15 protein-coding genes are annotated in these 19,690 nt (G+C 67.3%); 5 read left to right on the forward strand and 10 right to left on the reverse strand.

Translation table 11 applies throughout. The annotated features are described in order from the left end of the window. Nucleotides 1-113: 113 nt before the first annotated feature. From JOD97_RS12640 to JOD97_RS12650, 3 genes are read left to right on the forward strand one after another with little or no spacing between them, the layout of a single operon-like run. Complete coding sequence (locus tag JOD97_RS12640) at nt 114-890, forward strand: LuxR C-terminal-related transcriptional regulator (RefSeq protein ID WP_209717902.1); 777 nt, start codon at nt 114-116, stop codon at nt 888-890. Further along, on the forward strand, nt 887-2,809 hold the full coding sequence (locus tag JOD97_RS12645) for an ATP-binding protein (RefSeq protein WP_209717905.1): 1,923 nt from the start codon (nt 887-889) through the stop codon (nt 2,807-2,809). Before JOD97_RS12640 ends, JOD97_RS12645 begins: the two co-directional genes overlap by 4 nt. After that, nucleotides 2,806-3,276, forward strand: coding sequence for a response regulator (locus JOD97_RS12650; RefSeq protein ID WP_209717908.1), 471 nt, complete (start codon nt 2,806-2,808; stop codon nt 3,274-3,276). Before JOD97_RS12645 ends, JOD97_RS12650 begins: the two co-directional genes overlap by 4 nt. On the opposite strand, the gene JOD97_RS12655 is transcribed toward JOD97_RS12650, so the two are convergent. The 9 genes from JOD97_RS12655 to JOD97_RS12695 form a co-directional block, all read right to left on the reverse strand. Further along, a complete protein-coding gene (locus tag JOD97_RS12655; protein WP_209717911.1) occupies nt 3,273-4,691 on the reverse strand; it encodes an OprD family outer membrane porin in 1,419 nt (472 codons plus the stop codon). The genes JOD97_RS12650 and JOD97_RS12655 overlap by 4 nt on opposite strands. Beyond that, on the reverse strand, nt 4,688-7,660 hold the full coding sequence (locus tag JOD97_RS12660; RefSeq protein ID WP_209717914.1) for an amino acid adenylation domain-containing protein: 2,973 nt from the start codon (nt 7,658-7,660) through the stop codon (nt 4,688-4,690). The genes JOD97_RS12655 and JOD97_RS12660 overlap by 4 nt, the downstream gene beginning before the upstream one ends. A gap of 28 nt (nt 7,661-7,688) precedes the next feature. Then, nucleotides 7,689-8,687 (reverse strand): hypothetical protein, encoded by a 999-nt coding sequence (locus JOD97_RS12665; RefSeq protein ID WP_209717917.1) that lies wholly within the window; start codon nt 8,685-8,687, stop codon nt 7,689-7,691. Continuing rightward, complete coding sequence (locus JOD97_RS12670) at nt 8,687-9,964, reverse strand: ATP-grasp domain-containing protein (RefSeq protein WP_209717920.1); 1,278 nt, start codon at nt 9,962-9,964, stop codon at nt 8,687-8,689. The genes JOD97_RS12665 and JOD97_RS12670 overlap by 1 nt, the downstream gene beginning before the upstream one ends. 46 nt (nt 9,965-10,010) lie before the next feature. Next, nucleotides 10,011-11,327 carry a diaminopimelate decarboxylase gene (gene lysA / locus JOD97_RS12675; RefSeq protein ID WP_209717923.1) on the reverse strand — a complete coding sequence of 439 codons (1,317 nt, stop codon included), beginning with the start codon at nt 11,325-11,327 and terminating at the stop codon, nt 10,011-10,013. Between the two features lie 8 nt (nt 11,328-11,335). Continuing rightward, entirely contained in the window at nt 11,336-11,989 is a 654-nt protein-coding gene (cysC, locus tag JOD97_RS12680; RefSeq protein WP_209717926.1) for an adenylyl-sulfate kinase, read from the reverse strand. Further along, the gene (locus JOD97_RS12685; protein WP_209717929.1) at nt 11,986-12,732 is read right to left on the reverse strand and encodes a hypothetical protein; all 747 of its coding nucleotides are present in this window, start codon (nt 12,730-12,732) and stop codon (nt 11,986-11,988) included. The genes cysC and JOD97_RS12685 overlap by 4 nt, the downstream gene beginning before the upstream one ends. Nucleotides 12,733-12,750: 18 nt before the next feature. Beyond that, the gene (locus JOD97_RS12690) at nt 12,751-13,917 is read right to left on the reverse strand and encodes an argininosuccinate synthase domain-containing protein (protein ID WP_209717932.1); all 1,167 of its coding nucleotides are present in this window, start codon (nt 13,915-13,917) and stop codon (nt 12,751-12,753) included. 72 nt (nt 13,918-13,989) lie between these two features. Further along, on the reverse strand, nt 13,990-14,973 hold the full coding sequence (locus JOD97_RS12695; protein WP_209717935.1) for an aldo/keto reductase: 984 nt from the start codon (nt 14,971-14,973) through the stop codon (nt 13,990-13,992). 134 nt (nt 14,974-15,107) lie between these two features. Between JOD97_RS12695 and JOD97_RS12700 the strand changes: the two genes are divergently transcribed. Continuing rightward, nucleotides 15,108-16,028: a LysR family transcriptional regulator gene (locus JOD97_RS12700; protein WP_209717938.1), complete on the forward strand. Its 921-nt coding sequence runs from the start codon at nt 15,108-15,110 to the stop codon at nt 16,026-16,028. Nucleotides 16,029-16,112: 84 nt separating this feature from the next. Here JOD97_RS12700 and JOD97_RS12705 read toward each other — a convergent pair whose 3' ends face one another. Then, nucleotides 16,113-17,912 carry a sigma-54-dependent Fis family transcriptional regulator gene (locus tag JOD97_RS12705; RefSeq protein ID WP_209717941.1) on the reverse strand — a complete coding sequence of 600 codons (1,800 nt, stop codon included), beginning with the start codon at nt 17,910-17,912 and terminating at the stop codon, nt 16,113-16,115. Between the two features lie 285 nt (nt 17,913-18,197). Between JOD97_RS12705 and JOD97_RS12710 the strand changes: the two genes are divergently transcribed. After that, entirely contained in the window at nt 18,198-19,679 is a 1,482-nt protein-coding gene (locus JOD97_RS12710) for a benzaldehyde dehydrogenase (RefSeq protein ID WP_209717943.1), read from the forward strand. The last annotated feature ends 11 nt before the right edge of the window (nt 19,680-19,690 follow it).

A 19,690-nucleotide genomic window follows, 5' to 3' on the forward strand; every position in this document is an offset into this window, starting at 1 on the left:
GCCAATGAAGCCAGTATCGGCGCGGCGGGCGATTCAAAAATCTGCTGGTCGGGGGTATCGGCGTATGCCGGGTGGCATATAATCGCGATTTATTTGCCTATGCCGCGCCCAAAATGACCAACATCACCCACCTGACTCCCGCCGGCGACAGCGCGCGGGCCACCCGCAACCGCTATCGTCAGATCGAAAGCAGCGCGGCGCGCTGGCGCCTGCTGACCGATGCGGCCAGCGCGCTGGCCAGCGAGGGACTGTGCGCGTCGGCGCTGTCGACGGCCCTGTCCAAGGCGCTGGCCTTCCTGTCGCTGGAGGACGGCGCGGTGATGGTGCTCAAGGACGACGCGCTGCACGTGCTGGCCGCCCAGGGACAGGTGCCGCCGGTCGGCGCCCGCCTGGCCTACGCCGCCGCGCTGCAAGCGACGCTGCAACCGGGTCCGCGTGCGCCGCTGGTGCGGCAGGACGTCGTCAGCGGCCTGCGTATCGGCCGCGAACAGCGGGTTGGCCTGGAAGTGCTGGTACCGCTGTGCCTCGACGGAAAAAATCGCGGCATGCTCGCGCTGCTCAGCGCCCAGGCGGCGCCGCTGCCCAATCCGGACGACCTGCTCACGCTGCAGGCGCTGGCGACGATGCTGGCGGCGGTGCTGGCGGCGCCGCAGAACGCGCCGCGCGTGGCGGCGCCGGAAGCGGCCGAGATGTTGAAGGCGTTGACGCCGCGCGAGCTGCAGGTGTTCGCGCTGCTGCCCAGCGGCTGGACCAACGCCGTCATGGGCGAACACCTGGGCATCGCCGCCGGCACCGTCAAGGTCCACGTCGAGCGCATCCTGCACAAACTCGATCTGAACGACCGCACGCAGGCGGCGGTGCGCGCGGCCGATCTGGGGCTGGGCACATGAGTGGTCAACTGCGAAGTTACCTGCGAGGCCTGACGACGGGCCGTGCCGGCGCGCTGCATCCGCGCCACTGGTCGCTCGGCTTCAAGGGCGGCGTCATCATCGCCGCCTCGCTGGCGCTGTTGCTCGGTTCCGCCGCCACCAGCTACACGCTCGAGCGCAAAACCGCAGCCGCCACCGCCGACATGCTGCGCGTGATGCAGGCGCAGGCCGACATCCAGCGCCTGCACACGCAGATCGCCGAGGCGGCCACCGGCGTGCGCGGCTACCTGCTGACGGGGCGCGACGACTTCCTCACGCCCTACGGCGTCGCGGTGGTCCAGCTGCCGGCCACGCTGGCCAGCCTGCAGGCCAAGGTGAGCGACCCGGAACAAAGCGCCAGCCTGCGGCGCATCGCCCCGCTGCTCAACGACAAACTGGCCAGCCTGGAGATCATGCGCGGCCAGCGCAACGCCAGCGCCGGCGAGCTGCAACGGCATCTGCTCAGCAGCAAACGCATCCTCGACCAGCTGCGCGCCGAGATCGGCGTCATGAGCCGGCGCGAAGCGGCGCTGGTGGAGCAGCGCGCGCTGGCGCTGCAGCAGGCCTCCAACCGCAACATGTGGATGACCATCGCCGTCGCCGCCGCCGGCCTGGCCGGCGCGATGGCCACGCTGACGTTCACCGTCGGCCTGGTGCGGCGGGTGCGGCTGGCGGCCGAAAACGCCGAACGGCTCAACAGCGATCTGACGCTGATACCGGCGCCGGACACCAGCGATGAACTGGGCCAGTTGGCCGAACGGCTGCACCAGGCCAGCGTGCTGCTGGCGGGACGGGCGTCGGCGGCGCAGGCGGCCAGCCAGGCCAAGACCCAATTCCTGGCGCGCACCAGCCACGAACTGCGCACGCCGTTGAACGCCATCCTCGGCTACGCCCAACTGCTCGAGGCGGGCCTGAAGGCGCCGCGCGAGCGCGAACACGCCGAGCATATCCGCCAGGCCGGCCAGCACCTGCTGTCGCTGATCGACGAGGTGCTCGACATCGGCCGCATCGAAGCGGGCAAATTGGCGCTCGCATGCGAGCCGGTGGCGCTGGCGCCGCTGGTCGACGAAGCGGCGATGCTGATGGCGCCCATGGCGCAGCAACGCGCGGTGCGGCTGCGCCACGACAGCGCGGCCATCGCCGGCGCCGTCATGGCCGACCGTCAGCGCCTGCTGCAAGTGATGCTTAACCTGCTATCGAACGCCATCAAGTACGGCGGCCAAGGCGCCGATGTCGATATCGGCTTCGGCACCGACCCGGCCACCGGCATCGTCAGCATCCACATCGACGACACCGGTCCCGGCATCTCGCCGGCGCTGCGAACACGCCTGTTCGCCCCGTTCGACCGCCTCGGCGCCGAAAGCGGCAAGACCGAAGGCGCCGGCCTCGGGCTGGCGGTATCGAAGGCGCTGATGCAGGCCATGCAGGGCGACGTCCGGCTTGAGGACAAGGCCGGCGGCGGCAGCCGCTTCACGCTGACGCTACCCGCCGCCGACGCCGACGCCGTGGCCAGCGCGCCCGCCGACGCGGCCACCGGCAACTCCGCGCCGGTGGCGGCCACGCCAACGCCGGCGCCGGCCACCCACAGCATCATCTGCATCGACGCCGACGCCGGCACGCGGATGCTGATCTCCACGCTGATGCAACGCCGCCCGCACTGGCGTATGACGGCCGCCGCCGACAAGGCCGGCGGCATCGCGCTGGCGCGGCAATCGCCGCCCGACCTGCTGCTGGTCGCCTGCGAGCTGGCCGACGACGCGGTGCGTGCCTTGCCGGGCGAGCTGGTGGTGCTGGGCGGTGCCGCCGGCGACGCCGCGGCGGGTGGTCCCCGCCACTTGGGCAAGCCGCTCAAGATCCCCGAATTTTTCGCCTTACTCGACACAACGGAGCAAAAACCATGATGGAAAACGAAGTCCTGGCGTCGCGCATCCTGATCATCGACGATCAGCCGGCCAATCTGCGTCTGCTGGAGGACATGTTCATCGGCGAAGGCCTGACGCACGTCGTCGGCACCACCGACGCCAGGAACGCGCTCGAGCTGTTCAACGCCTTCGACCCGGACCTGATCGTGCTCGATCTGATGATGCCGGACCTGGACGGCTACGCGGTGCTCGAACGCTTGAAGCGGCGCGGCGACCCGTACGACTTCCGCCCGGTGCTGGTGATCACCGCCGACGCCACCGCCGAAGCCAAGCGCCGCTCGCTGTCCCTGGGCGCCAAGGATTTCCTCACCAAGCCGTTCGACACGCTCGAAGCGATGCTGCGCGTGTGGAACCTGCTCGAAACGCGCGTGCTGTACAAACGCCTGCAAGCGCTGGCGCCGAAAGACGACCTGGCCCCGCAAAGCTACCGCAGCCGCGCGTCCTAGAAAACCTTTAGCGGCACGTTGAGAATAAACCGGTACTCGCGCTCACCGGGTTCCACATAATGCGCCGAGCCGCGATGCGCCAGCGCGATGAACGCCAGGCTGATGCCCTTGACGTCGCCCCTATCGAACACATAGCTGGCCTTCAACCCAAGCTCGTGATGGTTGCCGTGCACCGGCGCACCGCCGCGCCAGTAGGCGTCGCGCCAGGTCCCCGCGTCAAAGGGCGCCGGTACGCCGGCACGGGGAGACTTGCTACGGCCGGCAATGCCCCAAAGGATAACGCTCGCTCCCGGCATCGAAAAGTCGGCGCCATTGGCCGTATAGCGCAACTGCAGCGACTTTTCGCGCGGCGCGTTGTAGTCGGCCACCATGCCGTTGGCCAGATACAGTCCGTTGGCCTCCTGGACGTAGTCGAGATACTGGTCGCTCATCACATGCTGGAACGAGACCGCCAGCTCGGAGGCCCCGATTTGCCTGGCCAGCGCCAGGCTATAGGCCTTTCCGCCGATGGTCCCCTGCAAACCCGCACCCTGGTCGCGGGTGACGTAGGCGGCGGCGCTGGCGGTCCATTGGGCCGCCTCCGACGGGCCGAAGCTGTGCCGCCCCGCGACAAACAGCTGGTTCCACACATCCCTGGCCTGCGCCGCGTATAACGACAGCTTGCCCGAAGCCGACGTCAGGTTCACGCCGCCATAATCAAGCCGCGAGATCGGCGTGCCGCCGTACGCCGTTTTCAGCCCCACCAACCCGGTGCGGCCGCGCGGGCTGACCGCGTCCACGCTGCCCGCCTCCACGTTGATCCCGCCCGCCAAGTCCCCGTTCAGCGTGACGCCCCTGAAGGTCGGCGGCAGCGCGCGGTTGTCCTTCGACTCCAGAAAGACATTCTCCACCTGCTGCAAGCCGTATTTGAGCAGCATGCCGCCGTGGCGGGCCTTCACCGCGTACCCGCCCATGTACGCCCACGCCCTGCGCTTTTCGCCGCCATCGCCATCACGGTCCACGTGCACCATGTCGCCGGACGCGCCATCGCCATCGAGCTTGACGGCGCCGAAAAGCGCGGCATCGACGCCGACGCCGGTCTCGCCGCCACTCAGGCCCGAGACGAAATTGGCCTGGGCGCCCTGCACCCAGCCGCGCTGGGTGCCGTGGCCGTTGATGGTCAGACTGTCGCGGTAGTTCCTGAGCAGGATGCGCAACGTGCTGTCGGCCAGCACGCGCGGCGGCGCGGGCGCCGTCTCCGGCGCGATGAATGGCGGCGGGCTTTGACGCGCATCGCCGCCACGCATCCTCGGCGTCGGGGTCGCCGCCGCCAGCATCTCCGGCACCGGGTCGTACGCCGGTGCCTCCGGCGCCGACGCGTGGACCTCCGCCAGGGCCGACAGGCTCGCCACCGTGGTCAGCAACGCTCCGATCATGCGGCCGGCCCGTCAAGCGCGCGCGCCAGCGACTCGATGTACAGGGCGAAGTCGCCGAGATTGGCGACCAGCTGCTGGCCGTTGGGAACGGCCGCGCACATGGCCAGTCTGTCGGCATCCGCCACCGGCTGGGAGAACGCCACCCGGCCGCTGCCCGCCCGGGGCAGCATATCGTGCAGCAGCGCCGCGCGCGGATCGTCGGCCTCGCGCAGCAGCGCCAGAAATTCGTCGTAGCCGACCGGCGCCGCCTCGCGTCCCAGTTTGCCGGCGATGGCCCACACCAGTGTATCGAACGGGAAGAACTGCGCGCCCACCACGTCGACCAGGGCCGGCGCCGTGCCGAAGTTGGCAGGCGTGCCGACAAATCCGCATAGCCACCGCGCCAACGAGTCGACCGGCAGCAATCCCAATTCGCCGCAGCCGGCCGGCGCCACCCCAAGCCGCAGGCAGCAGCCAAGCAGCATATGCACCAGCGACTGCTGATTGACATGGCCGGCGCAGATCGACGGCAGCACGTCGTCGACGCGGTAGATGCGCGCCGCCAGTCCTTGCGCCTGCGCGCGCACGATCAGCCGGTCCGCCAGGTATTTGGTGTAGCCGTAGCCGGTGGTTCCCGCCGGCGGAGCGCCATGTACATCCACCGCTTTGAGCTTGGCGGCGAGCGACGACACGTGGTGCACGCGCTTGGCCCTGCCCTCGCGGCAAAACTGAATCAAGGCGGCGGTGCCCAGCACATTGGGCGCGAACAGCTGCTGCGCCGGCAGCAGGAAGTTGACCTCCGCGCCGCAATGAATCACTTCGTCGATCTCGGACGCCTGATGCGCCCACACCGGCGCCGGCAAGCCCCACTGCGGGGCGCCCAGGTCCCCCACCAGCACCTTGATGCGCGCGCGCGGCAGCGTCTGGCCACGGTGGGCCGCGCCGTAGGCCGCGCCCAGGCGCTCGAGCGCGGCCTGGCTGCTGGCGCCGCGCAGCAGCACCGACACTTCCAGCGTCGTGGTACGCAGCAGGCATTCCAGCACGTGGATGCCGATGCAACCGGTGGCGCCGGTCAGCAGCACGCGGCGACTGACGGCGGCGACAGCGCCGGTGTTGCTGTATTCGACCTCCGGCAGATCCAGCCCCGCACGTGTGGCAACCGCGCCGCCGGTCTCCAAAAAGCGTGCCAAGGCGCGCGGCGTCGGATACTCGTACAGCCGCGTAACCGGCACCGTCACGCCGCCGGACTGCGCCAGCATCAATGACAAATTGACCGCCGCGAGCGAGTCGCCGCCGTTGTCGAAGAAATCGGTATCCGGTCCGACGTCGTTGAGCAGCAACACGCTGCGAAAGCGATGCACGATCATCCCAAGCAGTCCGGCCGCCTCCTCCCGCTCCGTGGCGGTCAAGGCCGCGACCTGGGCTTGCGCGCCTATCATGTCGATGATGCGCTTGCGATCGAGTTTGCCATTTGGCGACACCGGCAGGGATTCCAGCCACAACACCCGCTGCGGCATATGCGTCATCGGCAGGTGGTGGGCGAGCGCGCGGCGCAAGCGGCCCGCCTCGATCCGCGCCGGCGCGGCGTAGGCCAGCACCAGTTCGGGCCCGCCGTGTTTGGTGGGCGCCATCAGCGCCACCGCGTCGCCCACCTCCTCGAAGCACGCCTTCATCGCCAGCGACAGTTCGCCCAGTTCGATGCGCACGCCGCGCACCTTGACCTGGTCGTCGGCCCGGCCGGCGTAATCGAGCAGGCCATCGGCGCGCACACGGCCCATGTCGCCGGTGCGATAAACCATCTCGCCAGGGACGTCGTTAAAGGGATTGGCCACAAAGGCTTGCGCGGTCAATCCGGGCAGGTTCAAGTAGCCGGCCCCCACGCAAACCCCGCCGACCACGATCTCGCCAAGTTCGCCGTCGGCCACCACCCGCATCGACGCGTCGACGATGCGCACGTGGGTATTGTCGATCGGCCGCCCCAACGGAATGTGCTGGCCATCCTCGTCGCGCACCTCGTGGAACACCATGCCGATCGACGCCTCGGTATGGCCGTAGGTGTTGATCACGCGGCATTGCGGCAGCAGGCGGCGGAAGCTGTGCACCGACGGCGCGTCGATTTCCTCGCCGCCGATCAGCACATGGCGCAGGCTGGTCAGCTTGGCGCACGCCACGCCGCCGCTTTCGAGCCCGCGCACCAGCAATTTGAACAAGGTCGGCACGAAGTCGGTCATGGTGATGCGGTGGCGCGCGATGTCGTCCACCACGGCGTCCAGGTCCCAACGGCCGCGCCGCTCTGGCAGCACCGACACGCTACCGCAGGTCAATGGCCAGAGCATCTGCCAGATCGACGAATCGAACAGCGGCGCGCTGTTCTGGTACACCACCTGGCCCCGGCCGAAACGGCGCGTCATGTAGCGGAAGCGGTTGGCCAGCCCCGCGTGGTGATTCAGCGCGCATTTGGGCACCCCTGTGGAGCCGGAGGTGAAAAATCCGTACACCAGTTCCGCGCCCGCCGCGTACGCGCCCGACACCGCCGCGCCGCCGTCCTCGAGTCGCCGGCGCAGGTCGATCGCGACGGCGTCCACGCCCGCTCCAGCCAACGCGGAATGACCGTCGTCGCCGGCGATGGCGATCGCCGCCCCGGTGGCGGTGGCCACGGCGCGCAGCCGCAGGGCCGGCCAGCCGATGTCGATCGGGACGATAACGGCGCCCAGCAACATCGTCGCCAGCCACGCCACCGGCAGTTCGATGCCGGTGCCGAGCGCGCAAAGAACGATGTCCTTGCGCGCCACGCCCCGCTCCCGCAGCATCACGGCATTCGCTTCGGCGGCCGCCATCAGATCGGCGTAGGAGATTTCGCGATCGCCGCAACGCACGGCGATATCGGCGCCGTGCGCCTGCGCGGCGGCGCGCACCATGTCGAGAACACTGCCGGCGAGAACACTGTCGGCGAGGTACGGACGTGCGTAGTCAAACCCGGTATTGAGCATACAGAACCTCAAGAAAGTTAGAAATGCGCTATTGGGCGCGGGCGGGTGCGGATGCGGGGGCCAGCACGATGCGGATCGCGGCGATGCTGACGACAAAGGTCATGCCCACGCCGATCAGCGACAACGGCGAGACGGCGAGCCGGCCATCGAATAGCTGGAGCACGATGCTCACCAGCGGCGCGCCGGCCATCACCACCATCGTCAGGAAAGGCGTGCCAAGCGTGATCCCCCGCTGCAGCAGCACCATCGGGAACACCACGCCGATGACGCTCAGACCCGCGATCAGCGCGCCGTGCGCCAGCACCGTGTCCAACAAAGTCTGTTGCCAAAGCGCGTAGGCGCCCGTCACGGCCAGCAGCAAATAGAAGCGGTGCGCCATCACCTGGTCGGTGCGGAAGCCGCGCACGCTCAAGCGCTTCAGGTAGACGGTGCTGACGGTCATGAAGTAGCCGCAGCCGATCGCCCCGGCGGCGCCCAGCAGGATGCGCGACTGGTCGAATCCGACCACCGCCGAGCGTCCCGACAGGCTGCCGTAGAACAGCACCGCGCCCCCGGCCACAAAACCGGCGGCCAACGCCCAGCGCGCGCGCGCCGGCCGCGCCGGACCGGCGGCCGCCTTTTCGAAGGCGATCGCCACGAACGGCCCCACCGAACACATTAAGGTGGCGGCGACGGCCGGCTCCATATTGGCGTAGGCGACGTACATCAGGATCCAGCTCAGTCCCGTGGTGACGTTGAGCGCTCCGATCTCGCGCTTGCCCAGTCCCAGCGCCAGCACCTGCGACGGCCCGTTGCGTTCACGGTAGCGGCGCACCGCGTAGAACATCAGGGCGGCGCACAGGAAGCTGACAAAGGTGAAGGCCGCGATATCGATCTCCTGAAGCAGCATGGCGGCGGTAACGCCGTTGGCCGCCGCCAGCACCGCGTACGCGGCGACGAAGCACAACGCGGCCAGCGGCCGGTAGATCGGCGCCGGCGCAGCCGGTACGGGTTTATCGGCCGCCGGCCGGATGGCGGTGGCGCCCATCACGCCGCCTCGGCCTGGCGCACCGCGAACAGGCGCCGGTCGCGCTCCAGTCCACGGATGGTTTCATAGTCGCGGCGCAGCATATTCTGGTCCGCGTGCGTCAGATAGACCACGCCCGGAATCGAGAACAGGTCGGTGGTGCGCATGATGCGGTCACCCACCTCCGGCGTATGGAAATGGCAGGCATACGAAGGCAACTCGCGGATAGCACCCAAACCGGAGATGTCCTCGACCGTGCCGCTCTGGTCGGAGATCAGCGCCACGCACATGACGTGCCGGCTCAGGACATACGGCGCGGCCAGGCGCCGCGTGAACGCCTCCGGATCGCAGCAGCGCTCGACGGCCAGGGTCACCTGGCTCGCGCCCAGCGCGTCGATCACCGGTTGTTCCAGCATGCTGCCCTGCAGGCGCGCGCCGGTTTCGACCAGCACCGGACCGCGCTCGGTCATCATCACCTCGGAATGGGCCGGGCCGTTGCGCACTTCCAGCGCGTCGAGCACCCGGCGCATGTACGCGGTCAGGCTGTCCTGCAGCGGCCCCACCGCCGGCAGCAGCTCTTCGCAGTCATAGAGATTGGAGGCACCCGACAGCGTCTTGCGGCGGTCGATCCAGATGTCGGAAAAATAATGCCGACCGCCGATCGACACGCTGTTGACCACATACTGCGTGCCGGCCAGGAAGGTCTGCGCCAGCACCTCCCGGTTGACGGCGCCCATACGGTTGCGTTTCCCGATCATGCTGTCGAAGGCGGCGCGCAGCTGCCCCGCGTTCACGCAGAAAAACACATGGTCGCTGCCGGCGCTGGCGAGCGGTTTGACGACGATCGGCCAGCCGCGCCGTCCGCCGTCCGCCCATTGCAGCAGCACCTCGACATCATCGGTGCGCAGGCTGTCGGCCGCTTCCAGTCCGGCTTCCCGCAAGGCGCTGGCCATCTCGTACTTGTCGCGGCGGCGGCGCGAGCTGGCGACCGGGTTGCCGTCCAATCCCAGCTCGGCGGCCAGCAGATCCGCCAGTTCGACACCGGTCTCCGCGCCCGCCATCACCCAGCCGGCGTGGCCGCCGCCCATCGCCGCGGCCAGCTGGCTGACGCAGTCGTCCAGGTTGCGATAGACGATGCTGGCGGCGAAGCTGTCCGGCTGAAAGCTGGGCACATAGCTTGGCGGGACGGTCGCCGCGCTCTGGATGTGGATGCTCGGGATGCCGCGCGCGCTGAATTTCGGCGCCAGCTCGGCGCCGGTCGAATAGGCGTCGACGATCACTGCAAAGGGTTGGGACATGGTGAACTCCGTTCGCTCGGACTGACAATTGAAATATTCGGTGATCCTAAAGTCCGCACAACTCGTGCGCGACCAGATCCGCATACGATTCGCGGTGGCGTATCAATCGCTGCCGGTCCTTCTCGACCATGACCTCGGCCGGCCTGCCGCGCGAGTTGTACTGGCTGGCCATGCTCATGCCATAGGCGCCACAGGAAAAAATCGCCAGCAGGTCGCCGCCGTCAAGCGCCGGCATGGCGCGGCCCAGCGCGAAGTAGTCGCCGGTCTCGCAGATCGGGCCGACGATGTCGATGGCGTCGAAGCCCTCGCCGTCGTTCGTCCCGCCCAGCCCCGGCAGCGCGCTCCAATGGCCGTCGAAGGCGCCGAAGCTGGCCGGCCAGATCGCGTGGCTGGCGCCGTACAAGGTCGGGCGCAGCAGCACGTTCATGCCGGCGTCGACGATCGCGATCTTGCGCTCCCAACCCTGCTTGACGTATTCCACGGACGTCAGCAGGATGCCGGCGTTGGCGCTGATCGAGCGTCCCGGTTCGATGATGAAGTGCTTGCCGCGCCGTTTGAGACCCTGCAGACGGTCACAGATCGCCGCGCCCATCTCCCCCAGCGAGCAGTACTCCCGCGCCTCGCTGGCGCGATAGTGCGCAGGGAAGCCGCCGCCGATGTTGATGAATTCGATCTTGCCGCCACTGGCCTCGATGCGGTCGGCCAGTTGTTCAACCTTGTCGATCGCCGCCAGATAGGTGGCGGTGGCGGCGATCGGCGAGCCCAGATGGACGTGAATGCCGACCACGTCGACGTGGCGGTACAGGTTACGCTCGAACAGCGCCTCGGCGCGCAGCAGCGGCACGCCGAACTTGGTCTGGCGTCCGCCGGTGGAGGTTTTTTCATGGGTATCGGCGTCGGCGACGTCCGGATTGACGCGCACCGCCGCCTTGACCCGTTTGCCCGCCGCCCGCGCCACCTCGTCGATGCGCGCCAGTTCGCCCTCCGACTCCGCGTTGAACAGGAACACGCCGGCGTCGATCGCGTAGGTCAACTCCTCGCGCGACTTGCCCACGCCGGCGAAGACGATTTTTTCCGGCGCGGCGCCGGCCTGCAAGGCGCGGTACAACTCGCCGCCGCTGACGACATCGAGTCCGCAGCCCTGCTCCACCAGCAGTTTGAGCACGGCCAGGTTGCTGCAGCTTTTGACCGAGAAGCAGATCAGCGGCTCCAGGCCGGAAAAGGCGCTGCGCACGACCGAGCAGTGGTCCTTGAAAGTTTGCGCGCTGTAGACATACACCGGGCTACCGTGCGCCTCGGCGATCGCGCTGGCCGGCACGCCTTCGATGTGCAACTCGCCGTTCACGTAATGAAAATGGTCCATCTGGTTCCTTAAGAATTGACCGCGGCGTTGACCGCGGGGTGTGGCATCGACGCCTGCGGCAGCAGCCAGCCGCCTTTTTGCAAATAGTCGATAATGATTTGCGCGCACCGCGCCGGCGACGCGGTCGAGGTGTCGAGCACGATGTCGGCGCGCTGCGGGGCCTCGTAGGGCGAATCGATGCCCGTGAAATGCCGCAGCTGGCCATCCCTGGCCTTGCGGTACAAGCCCTTGGGATCGCGCCGCTCGCAGACGTCGAGCGCGGCGTCGAGATAAATTTCAATGAACTGCGCATCGCCGATCATTTCCTGCACCAAGGCCCGGTCCTTGCGAAACGGCGAAATGAACGCGGTCAGCACGATCATCCCGGCGTCGACGAACAGCTTGCTCACTTCGCCGACGCGGCGGATGTTCTCGACCCTGGCCTGGTGGCTGAAATCGAGATCGCGGCACAAGCCGTGGCGCACGTTGTCGCCGTCGAGGACATAGGTCAGGTAGCCCTGGCTGAACAAGGTCCCTTCGACCAGCCCCGCCAACGTGCTTTTGCCGGAGCCGCTCAAGCCGGTGAACCACAGCACGCAGGGTCTCTGGCGCAACCGTGCGGCGCGCATGCCGCGCACCACCGGAAAATCCTGCCAGGTGAGCAAAGAGGAGGCGCCGCTCATGCCCGCACGCTCCCGGCTTGCTGGCACAGGTAGTCGTAGAACGGCCGGTTGGCCTGGTAAAAGCCACGCAGCTGCTCGTGATTGTCGACCCTGACCGCGTAGTGCCGCTCGATCGGCGCGATGCAGTTGCTGTTGGCCGCGTCCAGGTGCCAGCGCTTGGTGCGCTCCCATATATCCAGGTGGCCGCCCTCCCACCGCAGCGACTCGGGCAGGTGCGTCAGGCCGGTGCTGTCGCAAAAGCGTTCCACCGTGCCGGCCGGATCGAGCACCAGCCGTTCGGCGTCGATGAACAGCGGCCGCGCGGCCGCCTGCATCCGCACCAAATCGTAGACGCGCGCCAGGTGCTCGTACCCCACGTCCTCGCAGCGCATCTCCGGATTGATGTGATAGTGCGAGTTGATTACGCTGGCCGGCTCGCGCAACATGAAGATGTGGGTGGCCTCGCGCAGGTAGCCGGCGCCATCGAGCACCTCGCGGTAATCGTACTCGCAGGTGTCCTTGATGAAGACCGGGCCGTCGCGCCGCAGACGCTCGACATGCTCGAACAAGGCCGCCGCCGAGTCCAGCCGGCGCGGCTCGGCGCCGGCGCGCCGATGCACGAAGTGGCCGCATGCCGCCAGATCGCACAACGGCTCGTGCAGGATGGTGAAGTCGCCGCGCGCGGCCATCACGCGGACAAAGGCGGTCGATAGGGAGCGCGGTGGCGCCCACATCACAAACAGACGGTGTGCGGTGGATGTCATGGTCGATTCCCTCCGGCTTCAGGCCACCGCTTCGGTGATCCACTTCTGGCCACCGTGGGCGAAGCGGAACTGCTGCGCGGTAAAGCGCGACTTGGCGTAGTCGTGCACGCGGTCGACCGTGTAGCTGCCCTTGAAGCAGATCATGTCGACCACGCCGCTGGCGTTCGCGGTCAGCTCCTCGGCGCTATTGATGGCGGTCTGCGTGGCCGGATCGTACAGGCGTCCGGCGTAGGTCTGGCGCGCGATGAAGGGCGACAGGAAGCGCAGCAGCTCCCAGCCGTCCTTGTCGACGGTGGCCTGGAACAGATGGCGCGCGGCGGTGCCCAGCAGGTCCAGCCCCGGCGACTCGTACAGGCCGCGGCCCTTGGTGCCGTTCATGCGGTTCTCCAGCACGTTCTTGAGCAGCACGCCGTTACGGCCGGCGATCTGGTTGGCCAGCGCGATGGCGCCGTGGGCGCTCACCTCGACGCCGTTGATGTCCACCGGCAGGCCGTTCTTGAAGGTGATCGAGCAGCGCTCCGGCTGGTCCGGCGAATCGGCCACGCGCACGCCCATGATCGGCGTCACCGAGTCGGTCGGGTTGGACAACAGCTCGACCTCGCGGTTCTCGTGCGAGACGCCGCCCAGATTGGCGTCGACCGAGTGATGCGCCTTGCCGAGCATGAGGGACTGATCGGCGTCGGCGACGAAATCGCTCATCGCCACGCGGCTGCGGAAGCGCTCCGCAGTGGTCGGGTCCTCCCACGGCGAAAACGGCAGGATTTCGGGCGCGAACATCTTCAGGTAGTACGTGAAGCGGAATTCGTCGTTGCCGCCGTGGACCGCGCCGTGGGCCAGCACATTGCACTGCTGCTCGCGCAGCGCCGCGACCAGCCCCTTGACCGTCACCGCGCGCGCGATGCCGGTGGTGTTCCAGTAGCCGCCGTCATATTGCGCCTGCGCCCGCACCGCCTGCAAAAACACGCGCGCGATCTCCTCTTTCAGGTCGATCACCTTGGTGTCCTGCATCAAGTCGATGTTACCGGCGCAGTAGTCGTGCGCCTCCTCCCCCGGCTGCCCGATATCGACCGTGAACTGGTCGTAGGCCACGCCCTCTTCCTTCAGGCGCTGCGTGATGAACAAGCTAACCAGTCCGCCCGAAGCGCAGATACCGATTTTTTTACCTTTGAGTTCTGAGAATTTCAAGATGATGTCCTTGAGGGTTGCGGTTGACGGCGCGGCGCGCCGCGGGAAGTGAAACAAAAATGCGGCGCTACGCTATTGCGACCACCACGTCGGCTCGCGGTCCCAGCGATGCCGGCGCAGCAGCTCGAGCAGGTCCGGAGCCAGCGGCACGGCGCCGGAACACGCCAGGTTCGCGTCCACGTGGGCCACCGAGCGCATACCGGGGATCACCGTCGCCACGTCCTCGCTGGCGAGGATGAAGCGCAGCGCAACGCGCGCCATGTCGGCATCGGCCGGCAGCGCGGTGCGCAGCGCTTCGACCCGCGCCACTGTCGGCGCCAGGTTCTCGGGGACGAAGTAGCTGGCGCGCCAGTCGCCCTCGGGCCAGGTGGTGGACTCGCGCAGCATGCCGGTCAACGAACCCTCGTCGAACGGCACCCGGGCGATGACGCCGATATCGAGCTCGCGGCACAGCGGAAACAGCTCGTCTTCCGGCGCCTGGTCGAAGATGTTGTAGATCACCTGCACAGAATCGATCAATCCGGTGCGCAGCGTGTCGAGCACATTGGCGGGCTCCCAGCGATTGACGCTGATGCCGACGCCGCCGATCATGCCCTGGCGTTTGAGGTCCTCGACCACGCGCTGCCAGGACTCGTCGCCGGCCCACGCGTCTTCCCACACGTGGAACTGCAGCAGATCGATCGAAGCGGTGCCGAGGCATTCCAGGCTGCGGCCGACGTATTCGTGGATATGCGACGCCGGGAAGATGTCCTCGATACGGTCGCCGCGCCGCGAAGGCCACTCCCGGTTCTTCGGCGGCACCTTGGTGGCCACATACAGCTTCTTCCCGGGATGGTCGCGCAGCGCGCTACCCAGCATGCGCTCACTCTCGCCACGGCCGTAGATCCACGCCGTGTCGAAAAAATTACAGCCGCGGGCGATCGCGTGGTGCAGCGCCTCCATGCCGGCGCTGGTGGAGGACCCGGTCCATCCGCCCTCGCCGCCCGCCACACCCCACATGCCGTAACCGACATCGGACACCTGCCAGGCCAGCCGGCCAAATCGACGATATCTCATAAGCTGATCCGCTTTCCGTGTGAATTCGAATGCGTTCAGTATGAAAGTTTTAGCAACAAAAACATAATATCAATATGTTCACACCCTATTCATTCCTGATATAGTTCAGTGATCTGAATTCAACTGGAGTGGTCATGGGCTTCACTTTTCGCCATGTCGAGGTGTTTTGGGCGGTGATGACGTCGGGTAGCACGACCGGCGCGGCCGAGATCCTGCACACGTCGCAGCCGACCATCAGCCGGGAATTGAGCCGGTTCGAGAAGCTGTCGCAACTGACGCTGTTCAAGCGCAGCGGCGGCAAACTGGTGCCGACCGAGCATGGGCTGATGCTGTTCGACGAGGTCCAGCGCAGCTATCTGGGGCTGGAGCGCATCGGCAACGCGATCGAGGCGCTACGCCATTTCCGCCAAGGCCAAATCGCCGTCGCCTGCCTGCCGGCTTTTTCAAGCACGCTGCTGCCGCGCGCGAGCCAGCATTTCTGCAGCAAGTTCCCCGGCGTGAGTTTGAACGTCACCCCGCTCGAAAGCCCGGCGTTGCAGGAGTCCCTGACCAGCCAGCGCTATCATCTTGGGTTGACCGAGGAACCGGGCATCCCGCCCGGTACGAAAATGGAAGCGCTGCTGACGATGGACGTGGTGTGCGTGCTGCCGCCGCGCCATCGCCTGTGCGAAAAACGCACGCTGACGCCGCAGGATTTTTCGGCCATCGATTTCGTGTACCTGGCCGCCGGCGACCCGTATCGCAAGATGGTCGACAACATATTTCGCGAGCATGGCGTCGAGCGTCGGATGGTGGTCGAGACGCACAGCGCGGCGGCGGTTTGCGCGACGGTGAGCCTGGGGGTGGGGGTGGCGATCGTCAATCCGCTGACGGCGCTGGAGTACGCGAGGACCGGCCTGCAGATCCGGCGCTTTTCGCATCCAGTACCGTATTCGGTAAACCTGGTAACGCCGTTATTCAGGCCCGAATCGCAAAGCGTGAACCGTTTCATCGAAGCGCTGCACCAAAGCTGCCGCCAGATCGGCTCCGAACTGGAGTCGATCACCGCACTGTGATAGCTAAGGTTCTCACGGATCCACGTAGGGCGGATTAGCGCAGCGTAATCCGCCATGCAAGCGCCGCCGGCGGCCCACGGCGGATTACGCGTCCTGCAGCTTCTTCATCCGGTACGACAGCTGCGGGCGCGTAAGCCCCAGCATGCGCGCGGCGGCCGACAGGTTACCATCGGCGCGCTTGACGGCCGCCAGTATCAGCGTACTCTCCAGCGCATCGAGCGACCACGCCTCCGCCTCGCCCAGCATCCCCGGCAGCACGTCCAGCAGCTCGGTACTGACCGCGGCAACGGGCGCCGCCACCGCCCCCTGACTGGTCAACCTGCCCGTCTGCGCCAGCGAAAAATACGACGCCTGCGACTCCTCCCCGCTCGTGAACAAGTGCGGCAAATCGATCGGTCCATCCTCGTTGGCGTAAATGACCCCGCGCTCGACCAGGTTTTGCAGCTCCCGTATATTCCCCGGAAAGTGATAATTGAGCAGCGCGTCGACCGCGCGCGCGGTGAACCCCGTCAAGCGCCGCTGGTGCTTCTGCCCATAATGACGCATGAAGTAACCCATCAACAGCGGAATATCGTCACGCCGGTCGCGCAGCGGTGGCAAATGGATCGGGAACACGTTCAAGCGGAAGAACAAGTCCTCGCGGAAGCGCCCCTGCCGGATCTCCTCGCGCAAATCGACATTGGTCGCCGCCACCACCCGCACGTCGACCTTGATGCTGCGCACGCCGCCCACGCGTTCCACCTCGCCCTCCTGCAGCGCGCGCAGCAGCTTGCCCTGCGCGACCAGGCTCAAAGTCGCGATCTCGTCGAGGAACAGCGTACCGCCGCTGGCGCGCTCGAAACGCCCGGGCCGCGACTGCGTAGCACCGGTGAAGGCGCCGCGCTCGACCCCGAACAACTCCGATTCGATCAGCGTCTCCGGAATCGCCGCGCAATTGACGGCGACGAATGGCTGGCCTTTGCGCTTGCCGATCTGGTGCAGCATGTACGCGAACAGCTCCTTGCCGACGCCCGATTCGCCGGTGAACAGCACCGTCGCCGCCGTCGGCGCCACCCGCTTGAGCATGTGGCAGGCGGCGTTGAAGGCCGACGACACGCCCACCATCTCCTTGTCGGCGTAAGGCCGCTCGTCGTCGCCCTCCAGTATCGCGGCCTTCTGGTGCGCCAGCGGCTCACTGTAGGCCGTGGTGCTGACGAAGGCCTCGGCGTTCAGGAAGCGCAGGTCCTCCTCGACATTGTCCCATTCGTCGGCCGGCTTGCCGATCAGGCGGCAGTGCTTGTGCCCCATCGACATGCATTCGATCTCGCGATAGATCGTCAGGCGGCCGATCATCGCGCTGGTGTAGCCGATCGCGTAGCCGGTCTGCATCCAGCAGGCCGGCTCGGTGCCGATGCCGAAATCGGCGGTGTGCACCTCGTCCTCGCCGGAGTGGTGCCACAGGAATTCGCCGCGATAGGTGCCCAGTTCGACGTCGAATTCGAAGTGCAGCGCCTCGACCTTGACCGCGCCCTCGAGCGAATGCATGCGCGGGCCGGCCGAGAACAGCGCCGCCGGATCGGCGTCGGGCCAGCGCTCGCGCAGCAGCTGCGCGTCGCGCGCGCCGGCCGAATAGCCCACCCGCGTCAGCAGGCCGCGCGTGCGTTCCGCGCCTATACTCTCGAGCAGTTCGCGCCGCAGCGAGCCCAGTGACGTCATATGCACCAGCTGCATGCGCTGGCCATTGAGCCAGATGCGGCCATCGCCCGGCGAAAAATGCAGGCTCTGGGTGATGTCGTCCAGGGTCGGCGCCGCACCCTCGTTCAAATGGGCGCTGTCGCCCCGGTTCAGCATTTTGCCGGTGGCCTGCGATACCTCCGCCAGCGAAACGCGTTCACGCTTGCTCATGTCTCCGCCTTCTTCATTTTTTATCAAATCATACATCGGTAGTTCTCCTGGTTGATCATTTGATCAAGCGGCGGGGCCGCGACATTTCTGCTGCGGCGCGCCACGCGCGCCTGTGCTATTCCCCTGCCAGCCCGGCGAAACGGGCATGGTGCGTCGCAATACTCCGAAACCGCGCGTCGCTGGCACGCAACTTGTAATAGCTAAGGAAAGAGCGGCAAGCGGACCTTATGCAACTAGCGTGCTAACGGCCCGACCTGCCCCACCCAATCAACCAAGGAGACAGACATGACCGACATTCCCGGCGCCGGCGGCGCATTCCTCAGCCCCGCCATCTGGCGCGACCGCATCTTCAACGGCGAGTGGATCGCCTCCCAGGGCGGCAACCACGTATTCATGGAACCGGCCACCGGCGAGCAGCTGGGCCGCATCGGCCTGGCCGGCGCCGCCGACGTCATGGCCGCCGGCGTGCAGGCGCGCGCCGCGCAAAAAGCCTGGGCCGCATCGGACTACAAGGAGCGCGCCGCGATCTTCCGCCGCGCCGCCGCGCTGATCGCGGAACATCACAACGAGCTGTCGACGTGGATCGTGCGCGAGACCGGCGCCATCCGGCCCAAGGCCGATCTGGAACTGCGCGAAGCCACCGCCCACCTGCAAGAGGCGGCCGCCATGCTGACGCAGCCCAAGGGCCAGTTGCTGGCCTCCGCCAGCGGCACCATGAGCATCGCGCGGCGCGTGCCGCACGGCGTGGTCGGCGTGATCTCGCCGTTCAACTTCCCGTTGATCCTGTCGATCCGTTCGATCGCCCCGGCGCTCGCAACCGGCAACGCCGTGGTCCACAAGCCGGACCTGCAAACCCCGATCAGCGGCGGCGTGCTGATCGCCCGCATCTTCGAAGCCGCCGGCCTGCCCAAGGGCGTGCTGCATGTGCTGCCGGGCGGCGCCGATGCCGGCCAGGCCCTGTGCAGCCATCCGGACATCGGCATGATCGCCTTCACCGGATCGACGGCGGCGGGCCACAGCGTGGGCGAAATGGCCGGGCGCAATCTGAAGAAGATGTCGCTGGAACTGGGCGGCAAAAACTCGCTGATCATCCTCGACGACGCCGATCCCGATATCGCCGCCTCCAACGCCGCGTGGGCCACCTTCCTGCACCAGGGCCAGATCTGCATGTGCGCCGGCCGCGTGCTGCTCCAGCGCGGCATCGCCGACGCGGTGATCCAGCGCCTGGCCGACAAGGCGCGCCACCTGCCGGTGGGCGACCCGATGGGCGGTGACGTCGCGCTCGGACCGTTGATCAGCGCGCGCCAGGTCCAACGCCTGCACTCCATCGTCGAGGACAGCGTGGCCGACGGCGCCACGCTGCTGGTCGGCGGCACCTACGACCGCCAGTTCTACCAACCCACGGTGCTGACCGGCGCCCGCGCGGGCATGCGCTGCTTCGAGGAGGAGCTATTCGGTCCCGTGGCCTCGATCACGGTCTTCGACACCGACGAGGAGGCCATCGCGCTGGCCTCGGCCACCACCGGCTGCCTGGCGCTGGGCGTGATCACGCCCAACCTGTCGCGCGCGATGCGCATCGCCGACAGCGTGCCGTCCGGGCACGTGCACATCAACGACCAGACCGTGGTGGCGGAGGCGCACGCGCCGTTCGGCGGCGGCGGCACCTCGGGCAACGGCGGGCGCCACGGCGGCACCGTCGATTGGGACGAATTCACGCAAACGCAGTGGCTCACGATCAAAACCGAAGCACCACGCTACCCATTTTAATAACGACAAGG

It is taken from the genome of Duganella sp. 1411 (assembly GCF_017833525.1).
Taxonomy (GTDB): domain Bacteria; phylum Pseudomonadota; class Gammaproteobacteria; order Burkholderiales; family Burkholderiaceae_D; genus Rugamonas.